Source organism: Streptomyces sp. RKND-216 (genome assembly GCF_004795255.1).
GTDB classification, from domain to species: domain Bacteria; phylum Actinomycetota; class Actinomycetes; order Streptomycetales; family Streptomycetaceae; genus Streptomyces; species Streptomyces hazeniae.
Window position 1 is genome coordinate 4,824,262 of the sequence record NZ_SSBQ01000002.1, and the last position, 21,340, is coordinate 4,845,601.

General features: G+C 73.1%; 24 protein-coding genes. 11 read left to right on the top strand and 13 right to left on the bottom strand.

Translation table 11 applies throughout. The features are described from left to right. Positions 1 to 40: 40 nt before the first annotated feature. The 3 genes from E4198_RS21110 to E4198_RS21120 are packed head-to-tail and all read right to left on the bottom strand — an operon-like array spanning position 41 to position 2,829. Positions 41 to 727 carry a response regulator transcription factor gene (locus E4198_RS21110; RefSeq protein ID WP_027762591.1) on the bottom strand — a complete coding sequence of 229 codons (687 nt, stop codon included), beginning with the start codon at positions 725 to 727 and terminating at the stop codon, positions 41 to 43. Beyond that, on the bottom strand, positions 720 to 1,916 hold the full coding sequence (locus tag E4198_RS21115; protein WP_136184540.1) for a DUF5931 domain-containing protein: 1,197 nt from the start codon (positions 1,914 to 1,916) through the stop codon (positions 720 to 722). The genes E4198_RS21110 and E4198_RS21115 overlap by 8 nt, the downstream gene beginning before the upstream one ends. Before the next feature lie 40 nt (positions 1,917 to 1,956). Beyond that, positions 1,957 to 2,829 carry a lysophospholipid acyltransferase family protein gene (locus tag E4198_RS21120; RefSeq protein WP_136184541.1) on the bottom strand — a complete coding sequence of 291 codons (873 nt, stop codon included), beginning with the start codon at positions 2,827 to 2,829 and terminating at the stop codon, positions 1,957 to 1,959. Between the two features lie 186 nt (positions 2,830 to 3,015). On the opposite strand from E4198_RS21120, the gene E4198_RS21125 reads away from it, so the two are divergent. Together E4198_RS21125 and E4198_RS21130 are read left to right on the top strand one after the other, a co-directional pair. Next, the gene (locus E4198_RS21125) at positions 3,016 to 3,786 is read left to right on the top strand and encodes an alpha/beta fold hydrolase (RefSeq protein WP_136184542.1); all 771 of its coding nucleotides are present in this window, start codon (positions 3,016 to 3,018) and stop codon (positions 3,784 to 3,786) included. Then, positions 3,773 to 4,342 (top strand): hypothetical protein, encoded by a 570-nt coding sequence (locus E4198_RS21130; RefSeq protein ID WP_136184543.1) that lies wholly within the window; start codon positions 3,773 to 3,775, stop codon positions 4,340 to 4,342. Before E4198_RS21125 ends, E4198_RS21130 begins: the two co-directional genes overlap by 14 nt. A gap of 299 nt (positions 4,343 to 4,641) precedes the next feature. Here the strand turns inward: E4198_RS21130 and E4198_RS21135 are convergent, their stop codons facing one another. The 6 genes from E4198_RS21135 to E4198_RS21160 form a co-directional block, all read right to left on the bottom strand. After that, the gene (locus E4198_RS21135; protein ID WP_136184544.1) at positions 4,642 to 5,469 is read right to left on the bottom strand and encodes an endonuclease/exonuclease/phosphatase family protein; all 828 of its coding nucleotides are present in this window, start codon (positions 5,467 to 5,469) and stop codon (positions 4,642 to 4,644) included. A 33-nt stretch (positions 5,470 to 5,502) separates the two neighbouring features. Next, positions 5,503 to 6,444, bottom strand: coding sequence for an ROK family glucokinase (locus E4198_RS21140; protein WP_027762586.1), 942 nt, complete (start codon positions 6,442 to 6,444; stop codon positions 5,503 to 5,505). Between the two features lie 128 nt (positions 6,445 to 6,572). Beyond that, positions 6,573 to 7,139, bottom strand: a complete 567-nt coding sequence (locus E4198_RS21145) for a DUF5304 family protein (protein ID WP_136184545.1) — start codon at positions 7,137 to 7,139, stop codon at positions 6,573 to 6,575. A 60-nt stretch (positions 7,140 to 7,199) separates the two neighbouring features. Further along, a complete protein-coding gene (locus E4198_RS21150; RefSeq protein ID WP_136184546.1) occupies positions 7,200 to 8,567 on the bottom strand; it encodes an ArsA family ATPase in 1,368 nt (455 codons plus the stop codon). Next, entirely contained in the window at positions 8,564 to 9,010 is a 447-nt protein-coding gene (locus tag E4198_RS21155; RefSeq protein WP_136184547.1) for an SRPBCC family protein, read from the bottom strand. Before E4198_RS21155 ends, E4198_RS21150 begins: the two co-directional genes overlap by 4 nt. A gap of 86 nt (positions 9,011 to 9,096) precedes the next feature. Further along, positions 9,097 to 9,858, bottom strand: coding sequence for a metallophosphoesterase (locus E4198_RS21160; RefSeq protein ID WP_136184548.1), 762 nt, complete (start codon positions 9,856 to 9,858; stop codon positions 9,097 to 9,099). 185 nt (positions 9,859 to 10,043) lie between these two features. Between E4198_RS21160 and E4198_RS21165 the strand changes: the two genes are divergently transcribed. The 5 genes from E4198_RS21165 to E4198_RS21185 all read left to right on the top strand — a co-directional run bounded on the left by E4198_RS21165 (position 10,044) and on the right by E4198_RS21185 (position 16,175). Next, the gene (locus E4198_RS21165) at positions 10,044 to 11,453 is read left to right on the top strand and encodes a GNAT family N-acetyltransferase (protein WP_136184549.1); all 1,410 of its coding nucleotides are present in this window, start codon (positions 10,044 to 10,046) and stop codon (positions 11,451 to 11,453) included. A 298-nt stretch (positions 11,454 to 11,751) separates the two neighbouring features. Next, complete coding sequence (locus E4198_RS21170) at positions 11,752 to 13,560, top strand: AMP-dependent synthetase/ligase (RefSeq protein ID WP_136185530.1); 1,809 nt, start codon at positions 11,752 to 11,754, stop codon at positions 13,558 to 13,560. A gap of 118 nt (positions 13,561 to 13,678) precedes the next feature. Beyond that, positions 13,679 to 15,028, top strand: a complete 1,350-nt coding sequence (locus E4198_RS21175) for a 3-deoxy-7-phosphoheptulonate synthase class II (RefSeq protein WP_027762581.1) — start codon at positions 13,679 to 13,681, stop codon at positions 15,026 to 15,028. A 191-nt stretch (positions 15,029 to 15,219) separates the two neighbouring features. Beyond that, positions 15,220 to 15,531 (top strand): (2Fe-2S)-binding protein, encoded by a 312-nt coding sequence (locus E4198_RS21180; RefSeq protein WP_136185531.1) that lies wholly within the window; start codon positions 15,220 to 15,222, stop codon positions 15,529 to 15,531. A 221-nt stretch (positions 15,532 to 15,752) separates the two neighbouring features. Continuing rightward, positions 15,753 to 16,175, top strand: coding sequence for a hypothetical protein (locus tag E4198_RS21185; RefSeq protein ID WP_051307794.1), 423 nt, complete (start codon positions 15,753 to 15,755; stop codon positions 16,173 to 16,175). Between the two features lie 91 nt (positions 16,176 to 16,266). On the opposite strand, the gene bfr is transcribed toward E4198_RS21185, so the two are convergent. Then, on the bottom strand, positions 16,267 to 16,749 hold the full coding sequence (gene bfr, locus E4198_RS21190; RefSeq protein ID WP_027762578.1) for a bacterioferritin: 483 nt from the start codon (positions 16,747 to 16,749) through the stop codon (positions 16,267 to 16,269). A 171-nt stretch (positions 16,750 to 16,920) separates the two neighbouring features. On the opposite strand from bfr, the gene E4198_RS21195 reads away from it, so the two are divergent. Next, positions 16,921 to 17,544: a sulfite oxidase-like oxidoreductase gene (locus tag E4198_RS21195; protein WP_136184550.1), complete on the top strand. Its 624-nt coding sequence runs from the start codon at positions 16,921 to 16,923 to the stop codon at positions 17,542 to 17,544. 68 nt (positions 17,545 to 17,612) lie between these two features. Continuing rightward, positions 17,613 to 18,590: an alpha/beta hydrolase gene (locus E4198_RS21200; protein WP_136184551.1), complete on the top strand. Its 978-nt coding sequence runs from the start codon at positions 17,613 to 17,615 to the stop codon at positions 18,588 to 18,590. Here E4198_RS21200 and E4198_RS21205 read toward each other — a convergent pair. After that, on the bottom strand, positions 18,497 to 18,946 hold the full coding sequence (locus E4198_RS21205) for a MarR family transcriptional regulator (RefSeq protein WP_136184552.1): 450 nt from the start codon (positions 18,944 to 18,946) through the stop codon (positions 18,497 to 18,499). The two genes, E4198_RS21200 and E4198_RS21205, sit on opposite strands and share 94 nt — an antisense overlap. Before the next feature lie 174 nt (positions 18,947 to 19,120). Between E4198_RS21205 and E4198_RS21210 the strand changes: the two genes are divergently transcribed. Both E4198_RS21210 and E4198_RS21215 read left to right on the top strand, forming a co-directional pair. Then, positions 19,121 to 19,441: an SMR family transporter gene (locus tag E4198_RS21210; RefSeq protein WP_136184553.1), complete on the top strand. Its 321-nt coding sequence runs from the start codon at positions 19,121 to 19,123 to the stop codon at positions 19,439 to 19,441. A gap of 47 nt (positions 19,442 to 19,488) precedes the next feature. Then, entirely contained in the window at positions 19,489 to 19,890 is a 402-nt protein-coding gene (locus E4198_RS21215) for a multidrug efflux SMR transporter (RefSeq protein ID WP_136184554.1), read from the top strand. 70 nt (positions 19,891 to 19,960) lie between these two features. Here the strand turns inward: E4198_RS21215 and E4198_RS21220 are convergent, their stop codons facing one another. Together E4198_RS21220 and E4198_RS21225 are read right to left on the bottom strand one after the other, a co-directional pair. Next, the gene (locus tag E4198_RS21220) at positions 19,961 to 20,410 is read right to left on the bottom strand and encodes a DUF4396 domain-containing protein (protein ID WP_136184555.1); all 450 of its coding nucleotides are present in this window, start codon (positions 20,408 to 20,410) and stop codon (positions 19,961 to 19,963) included. Between the two features lie 53 nt (positions 20,411 to 20,463). Beyond that, positions 20,464 to 21,333 carry a deoxyribonuclease IV gene (locus E4198_RS21225; protein ID WP_136184556.1) on the bottom strand — a complete coding sequence of 290 codons (870 nt, stop codon included), beginning with the start codon at positions 21,331 to 21,333 and terminating at the stop codon, positions 20,464 to 20,466. Between the last annotated feature and the right edge of the window lie 7 nt (positions 21,334 to 21,340).

The window sequence follows — 21,340 nt, forward strand, 5'->3', positions numbered from 1 at the left end:
CGACACCGCGCGCGGCGCCGGGCGGGTGCGGATCGGCAGTTCAGCCGTCGTCGAGGCCGCGCTCGATCGCGTACCGCACCAGCTCCACGCGGTTGTGCAGCTGGAGCTTGCCCAGGGTGTTCTGCACGTGGTTCTGCACCGTGCGGTGGGAGATCACCAGGCGCTCCGCGATCTGCTTGTAGCTCAGCCCCTTGGCGACCAGCCGCAGCACCTCGGTCTCCCGGTCGGTGAGCTGCGGCACCCCCGGCTCGTCCGGCGCCGCGGCGGGCGGTTCGGTGGCCAGACGGCGGTACTCGCCCAGCACCAGCCCGGCCAGACCCGGCGTGAACACCGGGTCGCCGGCGGCGGTGCGCCGCACCGCGTCGATCAGCTCCTCGGTGCTCGCCGACTTCACCAGATAGCCGGTGGCGCCCGACTTCACGGCCTCCAGCACGTCCGCGTGCTCCCCACTCGCCGACAGCACCAGCACCCGCAACGCCGAGTCGGCGCCCACCAGTTCACGGCAGACCTCGACACCGGGCAGCTCCGGCAGGTTCAGGTCCAGCACCAGCACGTCCGGCACGGCAGCTCGCGCCCGCCGTACGGCCTGACGGCCGTCGCCCGCGGTCGCGACCACGGCGAAACCCGCCGCCTCCAGGTCGCGAGCGACCGCGTCCCGCCACATCGGGTGGTCGTCGACCACCATCACCCGCAGCGGCTCCCGCTCGCCCGTCGCTTCCTCAGCCATCCTTCGGCACCCTCATCTCCACCTCGGTCCCCTGCCCCGGCACCGACACCAGTTCCGCCGTCCCGCCCAGGTCGCGGAGCCGGCCGCGGATGGACAGCGCGACGCCCATCCGGCCCTCCGCCTCGGCCGTGGCCAGACGCCCGGCCGGAATGCCCGGACCGTCGTCCCGGACGGTCACCAGCACCGCGTCCGGCTCGTCCTCCAGCAGGATCCACGTCCTGGCGTCCGCCCCGGCGTGCTGCCGCACATTGTCCAGGGCGGCACCGACAGCCGCGGCCAGTTCGCGTGCCGTCTCCGGCGCCAGCAGCACCGGGGTGCCCGGCTCGGAGAAGGTGACCAGGGCGCCGGCGTGCCGTGCGAGCAGCTTCCGCAGATCGTACGGCTCCCCCGGTTCCACGGCCCCGGGGCCGCCCGCCGCGCCGTGCGGCTCCGGCCCCGGCCCGGCAACGGCCTGCGCCGCGTACGCGGCCGCCGGAGCGGGCAGCGGCGGCGGGCCGCCGGAGACCAGCGCGCGCAGCGCGACCTCCTGCTCGCCCGCCAGGCGCCCCAGCTCCGCCGCCTCCCCGCCCAGCGAACTGCCGCGGCGCTGCACCATGGCCAGCACCTGGAGGACGCCGTCGTGGATGTCGCGAGCGAGTCGCTCGCGTTCGCGGGTGGCCGCCTCGATCTGGAGCGCGCGGGCCAGGGTCCGTTCGCTGGCCCGCGCGACCTCGACGACGTAGCCGATGGCGATGCTCGCGACGCACACCAGCAGCACGTTGTGCACGGTGTCGCGGGACGGTGCGCCGCGCTCGACCAGGTTGGCGACGCCGACCAGCACCGAGGCGCCCGCCGCCCACCGCCACCCGCCCTTGATCGCGAAGCCCAGTACGGCCCCGGCCGACCAGATGGACGGCAGCGTGTTGATGCCGCTCTCCACCCGCGCCATCGTCTCGGTGAAACGGGTCAGCACGATGCCGGTGAGCGCGATGGTCAGCTCACAGACCAGGAACGGGTAGCCGCACCGGGCGGCGGACACCGTGCGGGTGGCCGTCGCCAGCGTCCACACGACCAGCAGCGCCACGAAGCCGACCGCGAGGTATGGGCGCACGTAGTGGTCGTAGGCCAGGACGCACAGGCCCGCCGCGTAGGCCGCGCTCAGCAGGCGGTAGCCCGTCAGGGCCCGCCACAGCGGCTGTTCCACCGACATCCTCGCCGGCATCCGAATCCCCCCTCGTGCACCGCGTGCGCTACGCGGCGTTCCTTCTCTCGCCGTGCTTCCCCGGCTCACCCTGCGGGTCGTGCCCGGCCCGTTCGCCCGCCGCGGGCGTGCCCTCCGGCTTCCGCTCCGGCCGCTCCGCGACCGGCTCCGCCGCGACGGCCGCCTGCGCCGACTCCGGTTTCCGGGTCTGCTCGGCAGCCTGCGCCTTCTGCGCCTCTGCCGCAGCCTTCGCCGCGTCCGCGATCTGCCGCTTCGCCGCCGTGGCGTAGATGTCGACGTACTCCTGGCCGGACAGCTTCCAGATCTCGTACATCACCTCGTCGGTGACGGAACGCTGGATGAACCGGTCGTTCTCCATGCCCTGGTAGCGGCTGAAGTCGAGCGGGCGGCCGATGCGGATGCCCGGCCGCATGAGCTTGGGCCGGATCTGTCCGGGCGGCTGGATCTTCTCCGTGTCGATCATCGCGACCGGGATCACCGGGGCCCCGGACCGCAGGGCCACCCGCGACAGGCCGCCCGGCTTGCCGCGGTAGAGCCGCCCGTCCGGCGAGCGCGTGCCCTCCGGGTAGATGCCGAACAGCTCGCCCTTCTCCAGCACGCTCAGCCCGCTGCGGATAGCGGCCTCGCCCGCGCCGCGCACCCCGGACCGGTCGACCGGCAGCTGACCGACGCCCTTGAAGAAGGCCGCGGTGAGCTTCCCCTTCACTCCCGGCGCCGTGAAGTACTCCGCCTTCGCGATGAAGGTGACCTTGCGGTCCAGCACCGCGGGCAGGAAGAAGGAGTCCGAGAACGACAGGTGGTTGCTCGCCAGGATCGCCGGCCCGGCGGTCGGCACGTTCTCCAGCCCTTCCACCCAGGGGCGGAAGACGAGCTTCAGCGAACTGCCGACAGACAGCTTCATCGCTCCGTAGAACACCCGAGGACCTCCTGTACCTGACGGAACCGACCATATCCCGCGCAGCCGCCGGTATCCCCGCGTGCGCCGCGGACACCGCCCCAGGCGGTGTGCTACCCGGGTCACCCGCGCACGCGTAGGGTGGCACCGTCCGACGTCCTTCCCGCGGTGCGGTGCGAAGGGAGACCCGCGGTGCCGATCCTTCCCGGAGCCGAGCCGATCCGTCACGACGGCTCGCAGACCGGCGTCCTGCTGTGTCACGGTTTCACCGGCTCGCCGCAGTCGCTGCGTCCCTGGGCGCGCCATCTGGCGGACCGCGGATACACCGTGTCGCTGCCGCTGCTACCCGGTCACGGCACCCGCTGGGAGGACCTCCAGGTCACCGGCTGGGAGGACTGGTACGCGACGGTCGACCGCGAGCTGCGCTCGTTGCGCGCCCGCTGCTCGGAGGTCTTCGTCTGCGGCCTGTCCATGGGCGGCGCGCTGGCGCTGCGCTTGGCCGCCAAGCACGGCGACGACGTCAGCGGCGTGGTCGTGGTCAATCCGGCGAGCACCTTCCCCCGTCTCGAGGGGTACGCGCTGCCCGTCCTGCGGCAGCTGGTGCGCTCCACCCGCGGGCTGACCGACGACATCGCCAAGGAGGGGTCGCACGAGATCGGCTACAACCGGGTGCCGCTGCACGCCGCCTACTCGCTGCGGAACCTCTTCCGCCGGCTGCGCACCGAACTCCCGGAGGTCACCCAGCCTTTGCTGCTGCTGCACAGCCGCACCGACCACGTGGTGCCGCCGTCCGACTCGGCGCTGATCCTCTCCCTCGTCTCCTCCACGGACGTGACCGAGACGGTGCTGGAGGACAGCTACCACGTGGCGACCCTGGACCACGACGCGGAGCGGATCTTCGCGGACACCCACGGCTTCATCTCCCGGATCTCAGCGAGGACGACGGCACGTGACGGAGCGTAAGGAGGGCGCGGGCGGTCCCGGCGAGGAGCGGGAGCCCGCACTGCCGGCCGACGAGGAGGCGGCGTGGGCGCAGATCGTCGCCGCCTACGGCGACGAGCCCGACGACCGGCCCGACGACCGGCCCGAGGACGAGTCCGGCGAGGCGCCCGGCGGTGCGGACGAGGACCGCGACGCCCGGGACCGCGAGCGGGCGGGCGAAGCGGAGGAGACGGAGGCCGAGCCCGACGACCGGCCTGCCCGCAGCTTCACCGTGTACGCCGCCGGCACCGGCCCCCGCGACTGGGAGCGTCCGGACGCCGAGGACGACGACCACTTCACGCCACCGGAGCCGCCACCCCTGCCGGAGACCGACACCACCACCAAGTTCGGGTGGCTCGGCGCGCTCGGCGGCCCCCTGCTGCTCATCGGGGCGGTGCTGTTCGACGTCTACATGTCGTGGTGGATCGTCACGCTCGGCGTCGGCGGCTTCCTCGTCGGCTTCGCCACCCTGCTGACCCGGCTCCGCGACGACCACGACGACGACCTGGGCGACCCCGGCGGCGGCGCGGTCGTCTGACCTGCGGCCCTTCCGGTCCGCAGCGGTCCGGCCTGCACGGACGATCCCGGCAACCGCCGGGCGGCGGACGCTGCCGGTAAACGGAAGTGCGCGGCGGGCCCGGCCCCTGCGAGGATGGGGCGCCCGCGGCCGGAGCAGCCGGCGCGGGCGACGGTAGGAGGGGGGAACCGACCGTGCTGACCCTGTTGTTCGTCTTCACCGCGGTGGCGCTGCTCACCGGCTGGCTTGTCGCGATCGAACTGCGCCGCGAGCGCGCCCGGGCGGGCGGCGACGGCTGACCGGGCCACACCTGCCCGGCGTCAGCCGGCCGCCGGCCGCCCGCCGTCCCCGCACGGGGCGGAGGCCGGTAGGCGGAGCGCCGCCAGCACCGGCAGGTGGTCGGTGGCCGCCCGCAGATCCCGTTCGGTCACGCCCGGCAGCCCCTTCGGCACGCCGCAGCCCAGCACCTCCACCTCCGGCGACGCCAGCACGGCGTCGATGCGCTGGTGCGGGTCCGACGGGGTCGAGGTGTGCTCCCCGCCCCACGGCTTTGTCGCCCAGCCGTCCTGCAGGGCGTCCGTGAGCCGGCGGAAGGCCCGGCCGCGCGGCCGTTCGTTGAGGTCGCCCGCCGCCACGGCGTACGGGGTCCGCTGCCGCATCTCGGTCAGGCGCTCCAGCAGCATGCCGGCCTGCGCGTACCGCTCGTCCTTCTGGAGACTGAGGTGGGTGCTCAGCACGCCCAGCCGGGCGCACGGTCCTCCGGGCCGCTCCGGTCCGAAGCGGAGTGCCGCGGTGGCGAACCCGCGCCGGTGCAGCCCCGGCGTCAGCGGCAGCAGCAGGTCTTCGGCGTCCTCGACGTGGGCGCGCAGCGACGCCAGGATCATGGGTCCGGCGGCGGTCGCCCCGCCCGTGACGTGCACCAGGCCGGACTCCCGCGCCAGCCGTGCCGCGTGCTTGCGCCAGCGGAAGAAGCGCGGCGCCTCCTGCACGCACACGACGTCGGGGGCGCACGCCCGGATGACCCGGGCGAGCGCCCCCACGTCGTCCCGCAGGGAGCGGACGTTGTAGCTGAGCAGCCGCACCACGGCGGAGCCGTCCGGTTCGGTGCGCGACCCGGGCAGGTCGGCGAGTACCGAAGCAGGTGTCATACGCCGCAGCGTACGCCGTGGCCGGCCGCTCGATCAGCCCTGACGCGCCAGGTCGGCGGCGCCCACCAGGCCCGCCTCACCGCCGAGTTGGGCGGACAGCACCTGCGCGTGCGGGCGCCAGTTGCCGCCGACCAGCCAGCGGCGGAACGACTTGCGGATCGGCTCCAGCACGAGGTCCCCCTCGTCCGAGACGCCGCCGCCCACGATGAACGCGGACGGGTCGAACAGCGAGGCCAGGTCGGCCAGCCCGGCACCAGCCCAGCGCGCCAGCTCGCGGAACGCGTCGACCGCGACGGGGCAGCCCGCCCGTGCGGCCTGGCTGACGTGCCGCCCCTCGATGCCGTCCGGAGTGCCGTCGCCCAGCTTGAGCAGGATCTCGGCGTTCTCGGGAGTCGCGGCGGCCCGCTGCCGTGCGTAGCGCACCAGTGCGCGGCCGGAGGCGTACTGCTCCCAGCAGCCCTGACTGCCGCAGCCGCACAGCAAACCGTCCGGGACGACCCGGATGTGGCCGAACTCCGCCGCCACGCCGAAGCGTCCGCGGTGCAGCCGCCCACCGATCACGATGCCGCCGCCCAGCCCGGTGCCCAGGGTGATGCAGACGACGTCGTCGTGGCCCTGGCCCGCGCCGAAGCGGTACTCGCCCCAGGCCGCGGCGTTCGCGTCGTTCTCCACCACGACCGGCAGGTCGACGCGCTGCTCGACCTTGTCCTTGAGCGCCTCGTGGCGCCAGGCGATGTTGGGGGCGAAGAGGACCGTCGCGCGCTTGTCGTCGACGTACCCCGCGGCGCCGATGCCGACCGCTTCCACCGTGTGTTCCGCGCTGACCGTACGGACCGCGTCCGCGATGGCGTCGACGACGCCTTCGGCGGTGGGCGGGGTCGGAACCTTGCACGTCTCGAGGATCGAGCCCTCTTCGTCGACCACGCCGGCCGCGATCTTCGTACCGCCGATGTCGACGCCGATGGTGAGTCCCATGTGTCCCTCAGTTGTTCCGTCGATCCCCGCTGCGCACGAGGGTACCGGAGGGGTGTGTGGCGCAGCGCACGCCGCCGGGGAGTGGGACGCGGAGAAGGGACGTGGCGGCAGGAACGGCGGGGTCGCGGTCAGTCGAGGTCGATGCGTTCCGGGCCGTCGGGGCCGTCGTCGTCGCGCCGGTCCGTCGGGCGGGTGCCCTTCGCTCCATCCGGCCCCTCGGGGCGGGCCACGTCTCCCGGCCGGTCCAGGCCGTCGGGGCGGTCCACGCCTTCGGGCCGGAGCTCGTCGCCGCGCGGCGCGGGGGCGGCGCCCTGCGGACGCAGGTCCGCCGACCAGCGCTGCTCCTGCCCCTGCACGGCCACGCGGTAGGCGGCCGCGATCTCGTTCCCCGCCGCTGCGAGGTGGTCGAAGACCTGGGGGTTGCGCTCGACGACCGGCTCCACCACCGCACGCGCCTGCGCCAGGAACTGCTGGGCCAACCCCTGGGCGGCGAAGCCGCCCGGCGTCCCGGCGAAGGGCTTGCCGATCTCCGTGACCTTCGCGGACACGGCGTCGGCCAGCCGCCGCAGTTCCTCCGAGGCGCTGGCCGGCTGCGGACCGTATGCGGCACGCCGCCGGTCCCGCTCCGCGGCGAGGTCCTCCTCGCACGCTTCGGCCCAGGCGTCGGCGTCGTTCCGCTCGAAGGCATCGCTCATCGTGGGGCTCCCGTGCTGGGTCGGCTTCTTCCTCCGACGGTACCGGACCCGCCTTCCGGCTCAGCCCTGCGCGGAGTCCTCCGCGGTGCCGTCGACGACGCCCTCGGTGGGGTCGTCGGGCCGCTCGGGCCACAGCGACGGATCCGGCTCGAACCGCACGCACAGCTCGCCGTTCTCGAACGCGGCCCCGGTCACCCGGCAGCGCCGCAGCGCCGACGGCAGGGGCAGCGTGCGCCGGTGCGGGCCGACGCCGACGACGAGTTCGTCCCCACGCCGTACCAGCCCGAGTGCTTCCTTCCGCGCGCCCGGCAGCGGCAGCCGCCAGTGCAGCCTCCCCTCGGCGGCGCGTCTGTCCTCCACGGTGCCCGGCGCGCCGCTTTGGCCGGGGACGAAAACGCCTCGGGGCGGCCCGGCGACGTCCGGAGAGCACGCTGGGTCCGGGGAGGCCGCTGGGCCCACGGAGCCCACGAAGTCCGCCAGCTCCGCCAGGTCCGCCGTCCCCAGCGGGGCACGCCCCAGGTGCGGCACCTCCCGCACCGGGAGCCCGCGCACCGGGTGCGCGCGCAACGTCTTCAGCGCGGCCTGCTGTTCACCCGACAGCGCGGCCAGGAACGGGTCGCGGGAGAGGGTCGGCAGGACCCGGTTGGCGATCACCGTGTCGCACCGCAGCCCGTACAGGGCCAGTGCGGCCCGCGCCGTGTGCAGCCGCTCCACGGCCGCGTCGCCGGGCTCGGCGACCAGCCGCACCGCCGTCCCCGCGGCCGCCAGCACCCCGGCCACATCGGCGAGTTCGGCACGGAAGCGGTCCGCCCCGGCATACAGGCCCGGCGGCGGCATCGGGACACCCGCCAGTCCGGCCAGCAGCGGGCGCAGCGCACGGGCGGCCTGTTTTTGCGGCGGCAGCAGCCGGTCCAGGTACCGCCGGACCTGGTCCGGGAGTGCGAGCGTCCGCAGAGCCCGCTCCACGGGCGGCAGATCCACCACGACGGCGTCCCACCGCGCCCGGCCCCCGGTACCCGTCCCACTCTGGGCTGCGGCCCGTCGCACGGCCCGCAGCACCGCGAACTCCTCTGCGCCGGGCAGGGGCGTGAGCTCGTCGTCGTCCAGGGCTTCCGCACCGGTGAACCGCAGCAGCGTGCCGCCCCGCTCGCGCAGGAGGGCGGCCAGCGCGCGGACTTCGGCGTCCGGGTCGACACGTGCGGCCCAGAGGCCGGTGCCGGGCTCCGCCTCGGCCGGTTCCCCGGCGGGTATCCGGGCGCCCAGGACCCGTTCGAGGACCCCGTCCTCCTCGGTGCTCAGCAGCAGCGTGCGTTCGCCGCCACGCGCGGTGGCCAGCGCCGTCGCCGCCGCGACGGTGGTGCGGCCGGCGCCGCCGGTGCCCGTGACCAGCAGCAGCCGCGGACGTCCGGAGAGGCCGTCGGCAGTCACGTGCCCAGCGCCTCGACCCGCTTCTTCAACCCGTCCAGGGCGCGGTCGATGATGACCTTCTCCGCCTTGCGCTTGATCATGCCGAGCATGGGGATCTTGACGTCCACGGTCAGCTGGTACGTCACCTCGGTGCGGTTGCCGCCGGCCACCGGGTGCAGCCGGTAGGAGCCGTCCAGGGAACGCAGCATCTGCGACTTCACCAGCGACCAGTGCACCTCGTTCTCGTCGACCCAGTCGTACGCGAGGGTGTGCTCGTCCCTGATCGCCCCGGCGTCGAGCAGCAGCCGGACCTGTTCCGCCCGCCCGAGTCCGTCGGTGGAGACGACCTCCGCCTCCTTCACCTCGCCGGTCCATTCGGGGTAGCGCGCGAAGTCGGAGATCACCCCCATCACCTCGGCGGGTGCCGCCTCGATGGTGATGCTCGAGCTGGTGTGTTCGGCCATCTCCGTGGCTCCTCCGTCGTGCCGCCGCCTGTGGTGTGCGGTGGCAGGCTACCGCCCGGAAGGCGGCCGTCCGTCCGCGACGCCGGTCACCACGTCAGAACCCACGGCGTGCCCGTGGCGTTGAAGTGGCCCACGTTGACGCATTCGGTGCGGCCGATGCGCATCCGGCGGGTCAGCGGCTGGTGGACGTGTCCGAAGAGGTGGTAGCGCGGCCGGACCTCGCGCACCGCCTCCAGGAGCGCCGCGCTGCCCCGTTCGAACCGGCGGGCGACGGTGTCGTAGCACAGCTCCGGAACCTCGGGCGGAATGTGCGAGCACAGCACGTCGACCTGCCCCAGCGCCGCGATCTTGGCTGCGTACGTCTCCTCGTCGATCTCGTACGGCGTCCGCATCGGGGTGGGCAGGCCGCCGCCCACGAAGCCGAACCGGAGGCCGCCGATGTCACAGGTCTCGCCGTCCAGCACCGTCGTGCCCGGCCGGGCGTACTCCGGCCACAGCGGCGGCACGTCCACGTTGCCATAGGTGGCGTACGTCGGGCTGGGGAAGGCGGCGAACAGCTCGGCGTACTGGCGGCGCACGGCCTCCTCGGTGGCCGCCCGACGGTCGATGCCGGACCACAGCCGGGAGGACAGCGCGCGGGCCTCCTCGAAGCGCCGGGCGGTGCGCAGCGCGACGATGCGGTCCGCGTTCTCGACGCCGAAGAGGTCGGGGAAGATGCCCCGCGAGTGGTCGGCGTAGTCGAGGAAGAGGACGAGGTCCCCGAGGCAGAGCAGCGCGTCGGCGCCGTCCCCCGCCTTCGCGAGATCCGTCGCGTTGCCGTGCACGTCGCTCACCACATGGACCCGCATCCCCCCACCCTAGAGGCACCCTGGGCCGCTGCCGCCGCCGTTCCCCCCACCCCCCGCGGCCGGAGCGCCCGGAGCGCCGCGCAGAGCAGCACGGTGCCCGGGCGCGACCATGCGGCAGCGCTCGTCAACACCGGGGTAACAGGCCGTTAGCACCCCTGGCACACCGTTGCCCGAGGGTGGTGCGCATGGCAGATCCACAGCACCTCCGTCCCGCGTCCCGCCGCCCCTCCGGACACGGCGGCCCCTCCGGGCACGGCGGGCACTGGCGCCGCGACCTCGTCGAGCTGGCGGCGCTGTTTACCGCCGTGACGGTCACCGACCTCGCTGCCAAGACGATCGTCGGCGGACCGCACGGCGCCGGACTGCTGGCCGCGTCGGCGCTGGTCCTCGTCTGCACGGCCGGCCTGCACGCATGGTGGTCGCGCCGGCGCGTGCCCGCCCAGGAGGCTCCCGCCGCGCCCCCGGTCGTCGCGGACACCGCGCTGTGGCGGCTCCGGACGACCGTCCGGGAGCGGCCGGGCGCGCTCGCCGCGCTCTGCACGTCCCTGGCCGGACTGCGGGTGGACGTGCTGACGCTGCAGACGCTGCCGTTGGGCCCGGGCGACCTCGCCGCAGGGCCCGACGGCGGCGCGGAACGCCCGGAAACGGCCGACCACACCGTGGACGAGCTGTTGGTGAGGGCTCCCGCCACGGTGGACGCCCCTGAGCTGCGGCGCGCCGTGACGGCCGCCGGCGGCCGTCACGTCCTGGTGGAGGAGGCCGACGCGCACGAGCTGGTCGACGGCACCACCAGGGCGCTGGAACTGGCGGTCCGCATCGCCCACGACTCGGCCGAACTCCCGCCCGCGCTGCGCCGGCTGCTGGGACGCTGCACGATCCGCGCGGAGGCCGCCGCCCCGGCGACGGGCGGTGCGCCGCCCGAACGCCCCGGGGACCGGAACGCGTTCACACCGCGCCGCCTGCGGCTGGCCGACCCGTCCGGCGGCGTGCTCGTCGTGGAGCGGCCCCACGCTCCGTTCACGCCCGGGGAGTACGCCCGTGCCCGCGCTCTGGTTGCACTGGACCGGCGGCTCGGCAGGCGCCTCCCCGCGGAGGCGTGGCCCGCCACCGCCCGCGACGGAGGCGAGCTGGTCCTGCGCCGTGCGGACGGCCGTGACCTGCCCGCCGTGCGCGAGCTGCACGCCCGGTGCTCCCGGCAGACGCTCGCCGAGCGCTACCACGCTCCGGTGGCCGACCCCGGCCGGTACCTGGGCGGGCTGTTGTCCCCGCACGTCGGCCGGACCGTCGTGGCGCAGGACCGGTCCGGACGTCCGGTGGCCGTCGGCCACCTGCTCTGGGACGGGGAGGAGACCGAGGTGGCCCTCCTGGTCGAGGACGCGTGGCAGGGGCGCGGAGTGGGCGGCGCGCTGTTGCGCAGGCTGGTGCGCATCGCCGGGGAGAGCGGGTGCGCGGTCGTGTACGCCGTCACCTCCCCGGCGAACGTGGCGATGATCGCGGCGATGCGCGGCCTGGGGCTCCCCCTGACCCGGGAGGACCGTGACGGTGCGGTGGTCCTCACGGTGCGGCCGGCCGGGGCGCGGGCGTCCGCCCCCTGAACGCCGGTCGCCGGCGCGCCCGGCCGGGGTGCCCTCCCACCCCGGCCGGGCGTTCGCTCGCTCTCACCTGCGGGATCACTCCGGTCGTCGGCGGTGTGCACTAACCTTTCCGGCAGTGCGTCAGCATGTCCGCGTCGCGACGTGTGACGCACGGAACATCTGGCCGTGTCCCCTACCCGGACTGCCTTACCAGTGGGTAACGTCCGGGCCGTCATTCCTTCGGGAGCGCAGCGCGGTCCCGGACACACGCGGACGGGTGCGGCCGCAGGGCCCGCCCGGCGCCGACGAGGAGCAGCAGTTGCGCGAGTTCAGCCTTCCGGCCCTGTACGAGGTCCCCGCGGACGGCAACCTGACGGATCTCATCCGCCGGAACGCCGTGCAGCACCCGGACGTGGCGGTGCTGGCGCGCAAGCGGAACGGCTCCTGGGAGGACGTCACGGCGACCGCGTTCCTCGCCGAGGTGCGCGCCGCGGCCAAGGGCCTGATCGCCGCCGGCGTCCGCCCCGGCGACCGGGTCGGCCTGATGTCGCGCACCCGTTACGAGTGGACGCTCCTCGACTTCGCCGTCTGGAGCGCCGGCGCCGTCACCGTGCCGGTGTACGAGACGAGTTCACCCGAGCAGATCGCCTGGATCCTCGGCGACTCCGGGGCGCGCGCCGTCCTCGTCGAGACCGACGTGCACGAGAAGGCCGTCGCGTCGGTGCGGGAACGCCTCACCGAACTCGAGCACCTCTGGCGCATCGAGCCCTCCGCGGACGCGCCGGGAGCGGTCGCCGCGCTCACCCAGGCGGGGGCCGAGGTGACCGACGAGGCGGTGGACAAGGCGAGTTCGACCGCGTGTGCCGACGACCCGGCCACCCTCGTCTACACCTCCGGCACCACCGGCCGGCCCAAGGGCTGCGTGCTCACCCACCGCAGCTTCTTCGCCGAGTGCGGCAACGTCGTCGAGCGGCTGCGCGCGCAGTTCGACACCGGCGAGTCCTCGGTGCTGCTCTTCCTGCCGGTGGCGCACGTCTTCGGGCGCCTGGTCGAGGTGGCCGCCGTGATGGCACCGATCAAGCTCGGTCACGTCGCCGACGTCACCACCCTCACCGACGAGCTCGCCTCCTTCCGGCCCACCATGGTCCTGGGCGTGCCGCGGGTCTTCGAGAAGGTCTACAACTCCGCCCGCGCCAAGGCCGCCGCCGACGGCAAGGGACGGATCTTCGACAAGGCGGCCGACGCCGCCATCGCCTACAGCAAGGCACTGGAGACGCCCGGCGGCCCGTCGCTCGCACTGCGGCTGCGGCACCGCCTCTTCGACAAGCTCGTCTACCGCAAGCTCCGCGCGGCCCTCGGCGGCCGCGCGACCCACGCGATCTCCGGCGGCGCCCCGCTGGGGGAACGGCTGGGCCACTTCTACCGCGGCATCGGCTTCTCCGTCCTGGAGGGCTACGGCCTCACCGAGTCCTGCGCGGCCACCGCCTTCAACCCGGCCGACCGGCAGAAGATCGGCACCGTCGGCCAGCCGCTGCCCGGCTCGGTGGTGCGCATCGCCGACGACGGCGAGGTGCTGCTGCACGGCGAGCACCTCTTCGCCGGCTACTGGAACAACGAGACCGCGACCGCCGACGCGCTGTCCGACGGCTGGTTCCACACCGGCGACATCGGCACCCTGGACACCGAGGGCTACCTGACGATCACCGGCCGGAAGAAGGAGATCCTGGTCACCGCCGGCGGTAAGAACGTCGCCCCCGCCGTGATCGAGGACCGCATCCGCGCGCACGCGCTGGTAGCCGAGTGCATCGTCGTCGGCGACGGCCGCCCGTTCGTCGCGGCGCTGCTGACCGTGGACGAGGAATTCCTGCCGCGCTGGGCGCAGGAGAACGGCAGGGCCGAGCTCACCCGGGAGGCGCTGCTCGCCGACCCGGCGCTTCTGGAGGAGCTCCAGTCGGCCGTGGAGCTGGGCAACGCCGAGGTGTCCCGCGCGGAGTCGGTGCGGAAGTTCCGGGTGCTGCCCGTCCAGTTCACCGAGGAGTCCGGCCACCTCACGCCCTCCCTCAAGCTCAAGCGCAACGTCGTCGCCAAGGACTTCGCGACCGAGATCGACGACCTCTACGCGGCCTGACCCCTCCCGGCGGGGTGCGCAAGCCCCCCGCCGGGACACGTGGCGAGATCTGGTGGATCGCGTCTCATCAGCCGGTCACGGCCCCTTTCGGCCCGGTGCAGCCCTTAGGCTGGACTGCGTGACCGTGAACGCTGAGACCAGCACCTCGAACGCCACCTGGCGTGATCTTCCCGCGGCGCAGCAGCCGGAATGGCCGGACCACCAGGCTCTGCGCGACGTGATCGCCGAGCTGGAGTCCTATCCGCCGCTCGTCTTCGCCGGCGAGTGCGACCTGCTGAAGCAGCGGCTGGGCGCCGTGGCCCGGGGTGAGGCGTTTCTGCTCCAGGGCGGCGACTGCGCGGAGGCGTTCGACGCCGTGTCCGCGGAGAACATCCGGAACAAGCTGAAGACACTGCTCCAGATGGGCGCCGTGCTCACCTACGCCGGCTCGGTGCCGGTGGTGAAGGTCGGCCGCATCGCGGGCCAGTACAGCAAGCCGAGGTCCAAGCCCGACGAGACCCGCGACGGCGTCACCCTGCCCAGCTACCGGGGCGACTCGGTCAACGGCTTCGAGTTCACCGAGGCGGCGCGCCGCCCGGACCCGGAGCGGCTGAAGCGCATGTACCACGCCTCGGCGGCGACGCTGAACCTCGTCCGCGCCTTCACCACCGGCGGTTACGCCGACCTGCGGCAGGTGCACGCCTGGAACCGGGACTTCGTGCGGAACTCGCCCTCCGGACAGCGGTACGAGGCGCTGGCACGGGAGATCGACCAGGCGCTGAAGTTCATGCACGCCTGCGGCACGGACCCGGAGGAGCTCAAGACTGTCGAGTTCTACTCGTCGCACGAGGCGCTGCTGCTCGACTACGAGGGCGCGCTGACGCGTACGGACTCCCGCAGCGGGGACCTGTACGACGTGTCCGGCCACATGCTCTGGATCGGCGAGCGCACGCGTCAACTGGACGGCGCGCACGTTGAGTTCGCTTCCCGGGTGCGCAACCCGATCGGCGTGAAGCTCGGCCCGACGACCACGCCCGAGGACGCGCTGACGCTGATCGACCGGCTGGACCCGGACCGCGAGCCGGGCCGGCTGACCTTCATCACGCGGATGGGGGCGGACAAGATCCGCGACCACCTGCCGACCCTGGTGGAGAAGGTCACCGCGTCGGGTGCCCAGGTGGTGTGGGTCAGCGACCCGATGCACGGCAACACCTTCGAGGCGGCCAGCGGGCACAAGACGCGGCGCTTCGACGACGTGCTGGACGAGGTCAAGGGCTTCTTCGAGGTCCACAAGAGCCTGGGCACGCACCCCGGCGGCATCCACGTGGAGCTGACCGGCGACGACGTGACCGAGTGCGTCGGCGGCGGGGACGAAATCTTCGTCGACGACCTGCACCAGCGGTACGAGACCGCCTGCGACCCGCGGCTCAACCGCAGCCAGTCGCTGGACCTGGCGTTCCTCGTCGCCGAGATGTACCGCGACCAGTAGTCGCGCCGCGTACGCCCCGCCTGCAGCGGCCGTACTCCTTGCCCGTGGGGCCCGTGTCACAGGTGTGACGCGGGCCCCACGGGCGTTGGGTGGACGGCGCCCCGTGAGTAAGGTTAGGGTTACCTCACCCCTGGGAATACGGGGGAGGACGCGCCGCCACGGCGCCCGAGGACCCGACGGAGGTGACCCGCGTGTACGTCTGCTCCTGCTTCGGCATCACCGAGCAGCAGGTCCGCGCACACGCGGCAGCAGGTTCCTGCACTCCCCGTCAGATCGCCTCGGCGTCCAAGGCGGGCACCGACTGCGGCTCCTGCGTCCGCCGCATCCAGGGCATCCTCGGGCGCGGCGACTGCCCCCGGCGCGAGGCCCTCGACCGCGGCGAGCCGGCGCTCGCCCCGGCGGCACGGGCCCTGCGGCCCACCGAGGAAGAGGTCCCCGGCACCCAGGCGCCTCCGCGCGTCGGGCCCGTCCCGGCGACCGCGTTCAGCGCGCCCGCCGCCTGACACCTCTGGCCGGCCGGCCCATCCCGACGCCGCCCGGCGCTCCTCACCCACCCGTGTGCGCATGCCCATGCCGATTTGCGCCTCCGCGCAGCGAGCGGAGAATTCACGGTAGAGGCGCCCGTACCCGCGCACTGTACGAACTGCCGCCGTCCCGACGCGCAGCAGTTCGCCCCGGCTCCCGTACCGCCACAGCGCCTCGCTCGAAGTCCGAGGAGGTAACCATGGCTCACACAGTCCGACAACGGCCGGTGGACTACGGCCTCGCCGCGGGACTCACCGTCTTCGCGGGTGTCATGCTGCTCATCGCGGGCGTGCTCGACCTGCTCCGGGGCGTCATGGCGATCGTCAACGACGACGTCATCGTGACGACTCCCAACTACACCTTCCAGTTCGACACGGAGGGCTGGGGCTGGGTGCACCTCTTCGTGGGTGCCGTGGCCGTCATCGTCTCCCTCGGGCTGTTCCGGGCGAACATGGCCGCACGCGTGGCCGGTGTGGTGATGGCGGCACTGGTGATCATCTCCAGCTTCCTGTCGCTGCCCTACTACCCCGTGTGGTCGGTGGTGCTCATCGCCATGTGCGGCTTCGTGATCTGGGGCCTGTGCAACGTGCGGGGTGAGGACGTCGCCAGGGGCGGCGACTGACCCGGGCGGTGCCGGCGGATCTCGCACGACGCGCCGGGGCGGACCGCGACGGTCCGCCCCGGCGCGTCGCAGGACGAGTCGCCCTCGGCCGTCAGGCGTCCGCCGGCTGCTCGATCTGCTGGGCGAGGTACAGCGGTTCACCGAGCTTCTCGATCAGCTCCAGCTGCGTGTCGAGGTAGTCGATGTGGTGCTCCTCGTCGGCAAGGATGTCCTCGAAGATGTTCGCCGAGGTGATGTCGTTCTTGGCGCGCATCACCTCGATCCCGCGCCGGAGGCGGTCGATCGCCTCGACCTCGACCTGCCGGTCGGCCTGGAACATCTCGGTGACCGTCTGGCCCACCCGCACGTGGAAGAGGCGCTGGTAGTTGGGCAGCCCCTCCAGCAGCAGGATGCGGTCGGTCAGCCGCTCGGCGTGCCGCATCTCGTCGAAGGACTCGGAGCGGGTGTACTTCGCGAGCTTGGTCCACCCGAAGTTGTCCTGCATCTTCGCGTGCAGGAAGTACTGGTTGATCGCCGTGAGCTCGGCGGTCAGCTGCTCGTTCAGGAACTCGATGACCTCGGGGTCTCCCTGCATCGCCGCGGGCTCCTTCCAGGGATGAACGGCTGGTTGCCTGCGCATACTCGCACCCTTGCGGCACGCACTTCCAGTAAGCACAGGCTTACCGAAATGCCTGGTGGGCGTACTGCGCCGGGCACGGCGGGGCCCTCGTCGGTTCGGTCGCGCGGGGTCTGACACCATGGGGACATGGGTCAGCCGGAGAGCCACGGAGGGGAGCACCCACCGCTCCCGCCCGGGCAGCGACTCCAGCGCGGCTGGCCGGTCACCCACTACGGGCCGGTGCCGAAGTTCCGTCCGGAGCGTTGGGAGTTCCGCGTCTTCGGTGCCACCGCGGACGGCCGCAAGCACTGCTGGTCCCACGAGGAGTTCACGGCCCTCCGGTACGAGACGGTGACCGCCGACCTGCACTGCGTCACCAAGTTCAGCATGGTCGGCGCCGAGTGGGGCGGCGTACTCGCCCGGACCCTGCTGGCCCTCGCGCCGCCCGCCCCCGAGGCGGGCCACGTCATGGTGTGGGCCGAGTACGGCTTCAGCTCCAACCTGCGGCTCGCCGACTTCACCGCCGACCACACCGTCTTCGCCACCCACCGCGGCGGCGAACTCCTCACCGCGGAGCACGGCTTCCCCGTCCGCCTGATCGTTCCGCACCTGTACGCGTGGAAGGGCCCCAAGTGGGTCCGCGGCATCGAGTACATGACCGAAGACCGCCGCGGCTTCTGGGAGGAGCGCGGCTACCACAACGTCGGAGACCCGTGGCGGGAACAGCGCTACAGCTACCAGGAGGACCCCGGCGACGGCCCCGAGCCGTGACCGCCCGGTGGTCCTATCCTCGAAGAAGCGAGTCTTCTCCCGCAGTCCCCTCCCCGGAGCGCAGACTCATGGCTTCGACGCGCGCCCCCGCCGCACCCGCCGGCGTCGACCGCTACGCCGTCCTGCACGGACTCCGCTTCCACTACCGGGAGTGGGGGGAGCACGATGCCCCCGCCGTCCTGGTGCTCCACGGTCTGCTCGGCCACTGTCGTGAGTGGGACACCCTGGACGCTGGCCTCGCCCGGCGCTTCCGCGTCCTCGCTCCGGATCAGCGCGGCCACGGCGAGTCCGACCGGACCGCCGCGTACAACGCCGCCGCCCTGGCCGCCGACGTGACGGACCTGGCCCGGCGGCTGGACCTTCCGCGTCTGCATCTGGTCGGCCATTCGATGGGCGGCCTGGCGGCGCTGCTGACCGCCGCCGACGACCACGACCTGGTCGAACGGCTCGTCCTGCTCGACGTCGGTCCGGACTCCCTCACCACCCCCTGGGCCCGCGAGGCGCTGCCGACGATGCTCCGGGGGCTGCGCGACGTCACGTACGGCGACCCGGACGAAGCGGTACGGGACTGGCTCGACGGCGACCCGCTGGCGCGCGAGGCCCTGGTCCGGCACGTCGTCGCGCACAACCTGATCCGCCGCGCCGACGGTCGCCTGGCCTGGCGGTTCGACGCGGACGGCCTCACCGGCTTCGTCGCCGGCGCCGCCGGCGAGGACGACCTGTGGCAGGCCGTCGACCGCGTCGCGGCGCCGACCCTGCTGGTCCGCGGCCGGCACAGCGAACTCCTCTCGCAGGCCACTGCCGCACGCATGGTGGACCGTCTCGCGGATGCGGCGTTCGCCGAGATTCCCGACGCCGCACACGACCTCGCGGTACAGAACCCGGAGGCCGTCACCACCGCTGTCCTCTCCTTCCTGAGCCGCTGCCCGCGCGGCGGTACCGGCGGACCGCATCAGCCCCGGGCGGTGCGCAGGGCCTGGACGCTGGGGCCCAGCTCCGGGTCGCCGGTGAAGGTGTTCAGGGCCGACGACAGTACCTCGGCGTAGGTGGCGCGTGCGGCCTCGTAGCGCCGGCGTCCCTCGTCCGTGATCACCGCGTAGACGCCGCGCTTGTCGGACGGGCACAGGTCCTTGTACGCGAAACCGGCCGCCTCCAGCCTGCTCACCAGGCGTGTCACCGACGACTGGCCCAGCCCCACCCGGTCGGCGAGGACCTGCATACGCAGCTCGCTGGTACCGGAGTGGTACAGGTGCTCCAGGGAGCGGTATTCCGACAGGCCGAGTCCCTGCCTGCGCTGCAGCGCCGCGGCCAGCTCCCGCTCGACGCGCGCGTGCAGGGTGAGTACCCGGTTCCAGACGTCCTGGTCGGAGGTGCCCAGGCGTGCGGCGGGTGAGGTGGTCATGAGCGCATACTACATGAGCATGCAAGCTTCAACCGGGTCCTTCCTGGGCTTTCCCTTGGTGCTCGGGTGCGCCAGGAGACGGTACCTAGTTGCACGTACAAGCAACGTGTTGCAGGATCTCCGTGTCGGCGCCACTCCGCAGCGCCGCGCTTCGCGCTGTCGAAAGGACCTGCCATGCATTGGCTCCACCTCGCCGTCGCCGTCGTGTTCGAGATCGCCGTCGCCATGGCGGCGGGCAAGGCCGAGGGCTTCCGGAACCGTCCCTGGACCGCCGCCACCCTGGTCAGCGGCGCCTTCGCCACGTTCTTCCTCAGCAAGGCGCTGCTGACCTTCGACGTCGGGGTCGGCTATGCGCTGTGGACCTCCGTCGCCGGTGTCGGCATCACGCTTCTCGGGGTCCTGGTGTTCGGTCAGCGTCTGAACTGGCGCAAGGCGCTGGGTATCGCCGTGATCATCGCCGGCGTCGTCGGTCTCCAGCTCAGCGGTGCCGCCTGACCCCTCGCGTCCGACTCACCCCGCCCTCCAGGAAAGGAACCGCTCACATGCACACCTCCGCACGCACCGCCGCACGCTCCTGGCTCATGCTCCTGCTTGCCGGCGTCTTCGAAGTCGGGTACGCCCTCGCCGTCGGCGGAAGCCGCGGCTTCACCCGCGTGTCGTGGTCGCTGGTCGCCGCGGTCTTCTTCCTGTTGACGCTCTGGGCGCTCAGTGCTGCCCTGCGCACCATCGACGTCGGCATCGGCTACGCGGTCTGGGCCGGCATCGGGGCGCTCGGTGCCGCCCTGTTGGGGCCGGTCTTCTTCGACGAGACCCTCACCGCGGCCCAGGCCGGGTGGCTGGGCGTCATCATCGCCGGAGTCGTCTGGCTCAAGCTCGCCGACCGGCCCAATGCGCGGCAGGAGGCCGGTGCCGCGCCCCGGGAGGTCCGGGGTGCGGCAGCCTGACCGGTGGCGCAGCCGCCCGGTGCTGCGGTGCCGGGGCGGCCGAGCCGCATGGGGAGGAGTCCGCCCCGGCTCAGTGGTGGGCGTGTGCGACCGCGTGGCCCCTGCCGCGCGCGATGAGGGCGCGGTTGACCGGGGTCGTGACAAGGAAGGCGACGGCGAAGGCGAAGGCGAGCGTGCCCCAGAAGAGCCCCGAGGCCAGGTGGGCGTCCATCGCGCCGGGGACGAGCAGGATGACGCCGTTGTCCACCAGTTCCATGACGGTGATGGACACGGTGTCGGCGGCCAGGGCGACTTTCACCGCGCCCCGGAGGGGGAGACCGGCGCGGAGCACGGCGACCATGGTGAAGCCGTAGCCGAAGAAGAACGCCAGGGTGATGGCCAGGATCATGGTCGGGACGTCGTGCCAGGCCAGCGCGGTGCCGATGACCAGGCCCAGGACCTCGCCGACGGCGCAGCCGGTGAGGCAGTGCAGGGTCGCGCGGGCGGCCGTGCGCCAGGACCTGTCGTGGTGGTGCGGCATCGGGGCGCCTCCTCGGGGGGAACGGGGCGTTCACCACGAGGAACGCTATACCCCTATGGGGTATTCCGCAGATCTTTGAGGCGGGCGATGTCCGCAGCGTGCCCCGCCTCGCCGCCCGGCGTCTCGATCACCAGGGGGACCCCCTCAGTGGCGGGGTGGTCCATCAGGTCGGCGAAGGGCTCCGCGCCGATGTGGCCGGCGCCGATGTTCTCGTGCCGGTCCTTCGCCGCGCCGCAGACGTCCTTGGAGTCGTTGGCGTGGATCAGCCGGAGGCGGCCCGGACCGACGGCGCCGACCAGGTCGTCCAGCGCCTGCTTCGCTCCGCCGGGGGCTGCCAGGTCGTTACCGGCGGCGAAGGCGTGGCAGGTGTCCAGGCAGACGCCGAGCTTCGGGTGCCGGTCCAACGCCTCGAAGTACGGGCCCAGTTCGCCGACCAGGGAGCAGAGCGAGGAGCCCTGTCCCGCCGTGGGTTCCAGCAGCAGCTGCGGGTCGTCGTGCGTCAGCTCGTCCAGCAGAGGAAGCATCAACTCCCGTGCCTGGGCGAGCGCGACGGCGCGTTCGCGGCCGCCGGTCGCGGAGCCGGTGTGCACCACGACGCCCTCGGCGCCGATCGCACGCCCCCGGCGCAGCGAGTGCCGGAGCGAGACCACCGAGCGAGCCGCCGTCGCCTCCGTGTGCGAACCGAAATTGATCAGATACGGCGCATGCACGAAAGCGGGAATTCCCCGTGCGGCGCAGCAGGTTCGGAATTCCTCGTCCTGTGCCGGGTTCCCCGGTGGTGTCGCCCACCCGCGCGGGTTGGCGACGAACACCTGGACGGCTTCGGCGCAGATCTTCTCGGAATAGGAAAGGCCATTGGCGGCCAGTCCGCCTGCTACGGGGACGTGGCCGCCAATGGGATTGCGTCGTTCGGGGGTCGTCACGCCGTCC

Excerpts from the sequence above, each read along its gene's own strand:
- E4198_RS21160 (WP_136184548.1), bottom strand. The coding sequence starts at position 9,858 with ATGCGGGTCCATGTGGTGAGCGACGTGCACGGCAACGCGACGGATCTC.
- E4198_RS21120 (WP_136184541.1), bottom strand. The coding sequence starts at position 2,829 with ATGAAGCTGTCTGTCGGCAGTTCGCTGAAGCTCGTCTTCCGCCCCTGG.
- E4198_RS21210 (WP_136184553.1), top strand. The coding sequence starts at position 19,121 with ATGCATTGGCTCCACCTCGCCGTCGCCGTCGTGTTCGAGATCGCCGTC.
- E4198_RS21205 (WP_136184552.1), bottom strand. The coding sequence starts at position 18,946 with ATGACCACCTCACCCGCCGCACGCCTGGGCACCTCCGACCAGGACGTC.
- E4198_RS21200 (WP_136184551.1), top strand. The coding sequence starts at position 17,613 with ATGGCTTCGACGCGCGCCCCCGCCGCACCCGCCGGCGTCGACCGCTAC.
- bfr (WP_027762578.1), bottom strand. The coding sequence starts at position 16,749 with ATGCAGGGAGACCCCGAGGTCATCGAGTTCCTGAACGAGCAGCTGACC.
- E4198_RS21155 (WP_136184547.1), bottom strand. The coding sequence starts at position 9,010 with ATGGCCGAACACACCAGCTCGAGCATCACCATCGAGGCGGCACCCGCC.
- E4198_RS21110 (WP_027762591.1), bottom strand. The coding sequence starts at position 727 with ATGGCTGAGGAAGCGACGGGCGAGCGGGAGCCGCTGCGGGTGATGGTG.
- E4198_RS21185 (WP_051307794.1), top strand. The coding sequence starts at position 15,753 with ATGGCTCACACAGTCCGACAACGGCCGGTGGACTACGGCCTCGCCGCG.
- E4198_RS21195 (WP_136184550.1), top strand. The coding sequence starts at position 16,921 with ATGGGTCAGCCGGAGAGCCACGGAGGGGAGCACCCACCGCTCCCGCCC.
- E4198_RS21145 (WP_136184545.1), bottom strand. The coding sequence starts at position 7,139 with ATGAGCGATGCCTTCGAGCGGAACGACGCCGACGCCTGGGCCGAAGCG.
- E4198_RS21220 (WP_136184555.1), bottom strand. The coding sequence starts at position 20,410 with ATGCCGCACCACCACGACAGGTCCTGGCGCACGGCCGCCCGCGCGACC.
- E4198_RS21115 (WP_136184540.1), bottom strand. The coding sequence starts at position 1,916 with ATGTCGGTGGAACAGCCGCTGTGGCGGGCCCTGACGGGCTACCGCCTG.
- E4198_RS21215 (WP_136184554.1), top strand. The coding sequence starts at position 19,489 with ATGCACACCTCCGCACGCACCGCCGCACGCTCCTGGCTCATGCTCCTG.
- E4198_RS21165 (WP_136184549.1), top strand. The coding sequence starts at position 10,044 with ATGGCAGATCCACAGCACCTCCGTCCCGCGTCCCGCCGCCCCTCCGGA.
- E4198_RS21135 (WP_136184544.1), bottom strand. The coding sequence starts at position 5,469 with ATGACACCTGCTTCGGTACTCGCCGACCTGCCCGGGTCGCGCACCGAA.
- E4198_RS21140 (WP_027762586.1), bottom strand. The coding sequence starts at position 6,444 with ATGGGACTCACCATCGGCGTCGACATCGGCGGTACGAAGATCGCGGCC.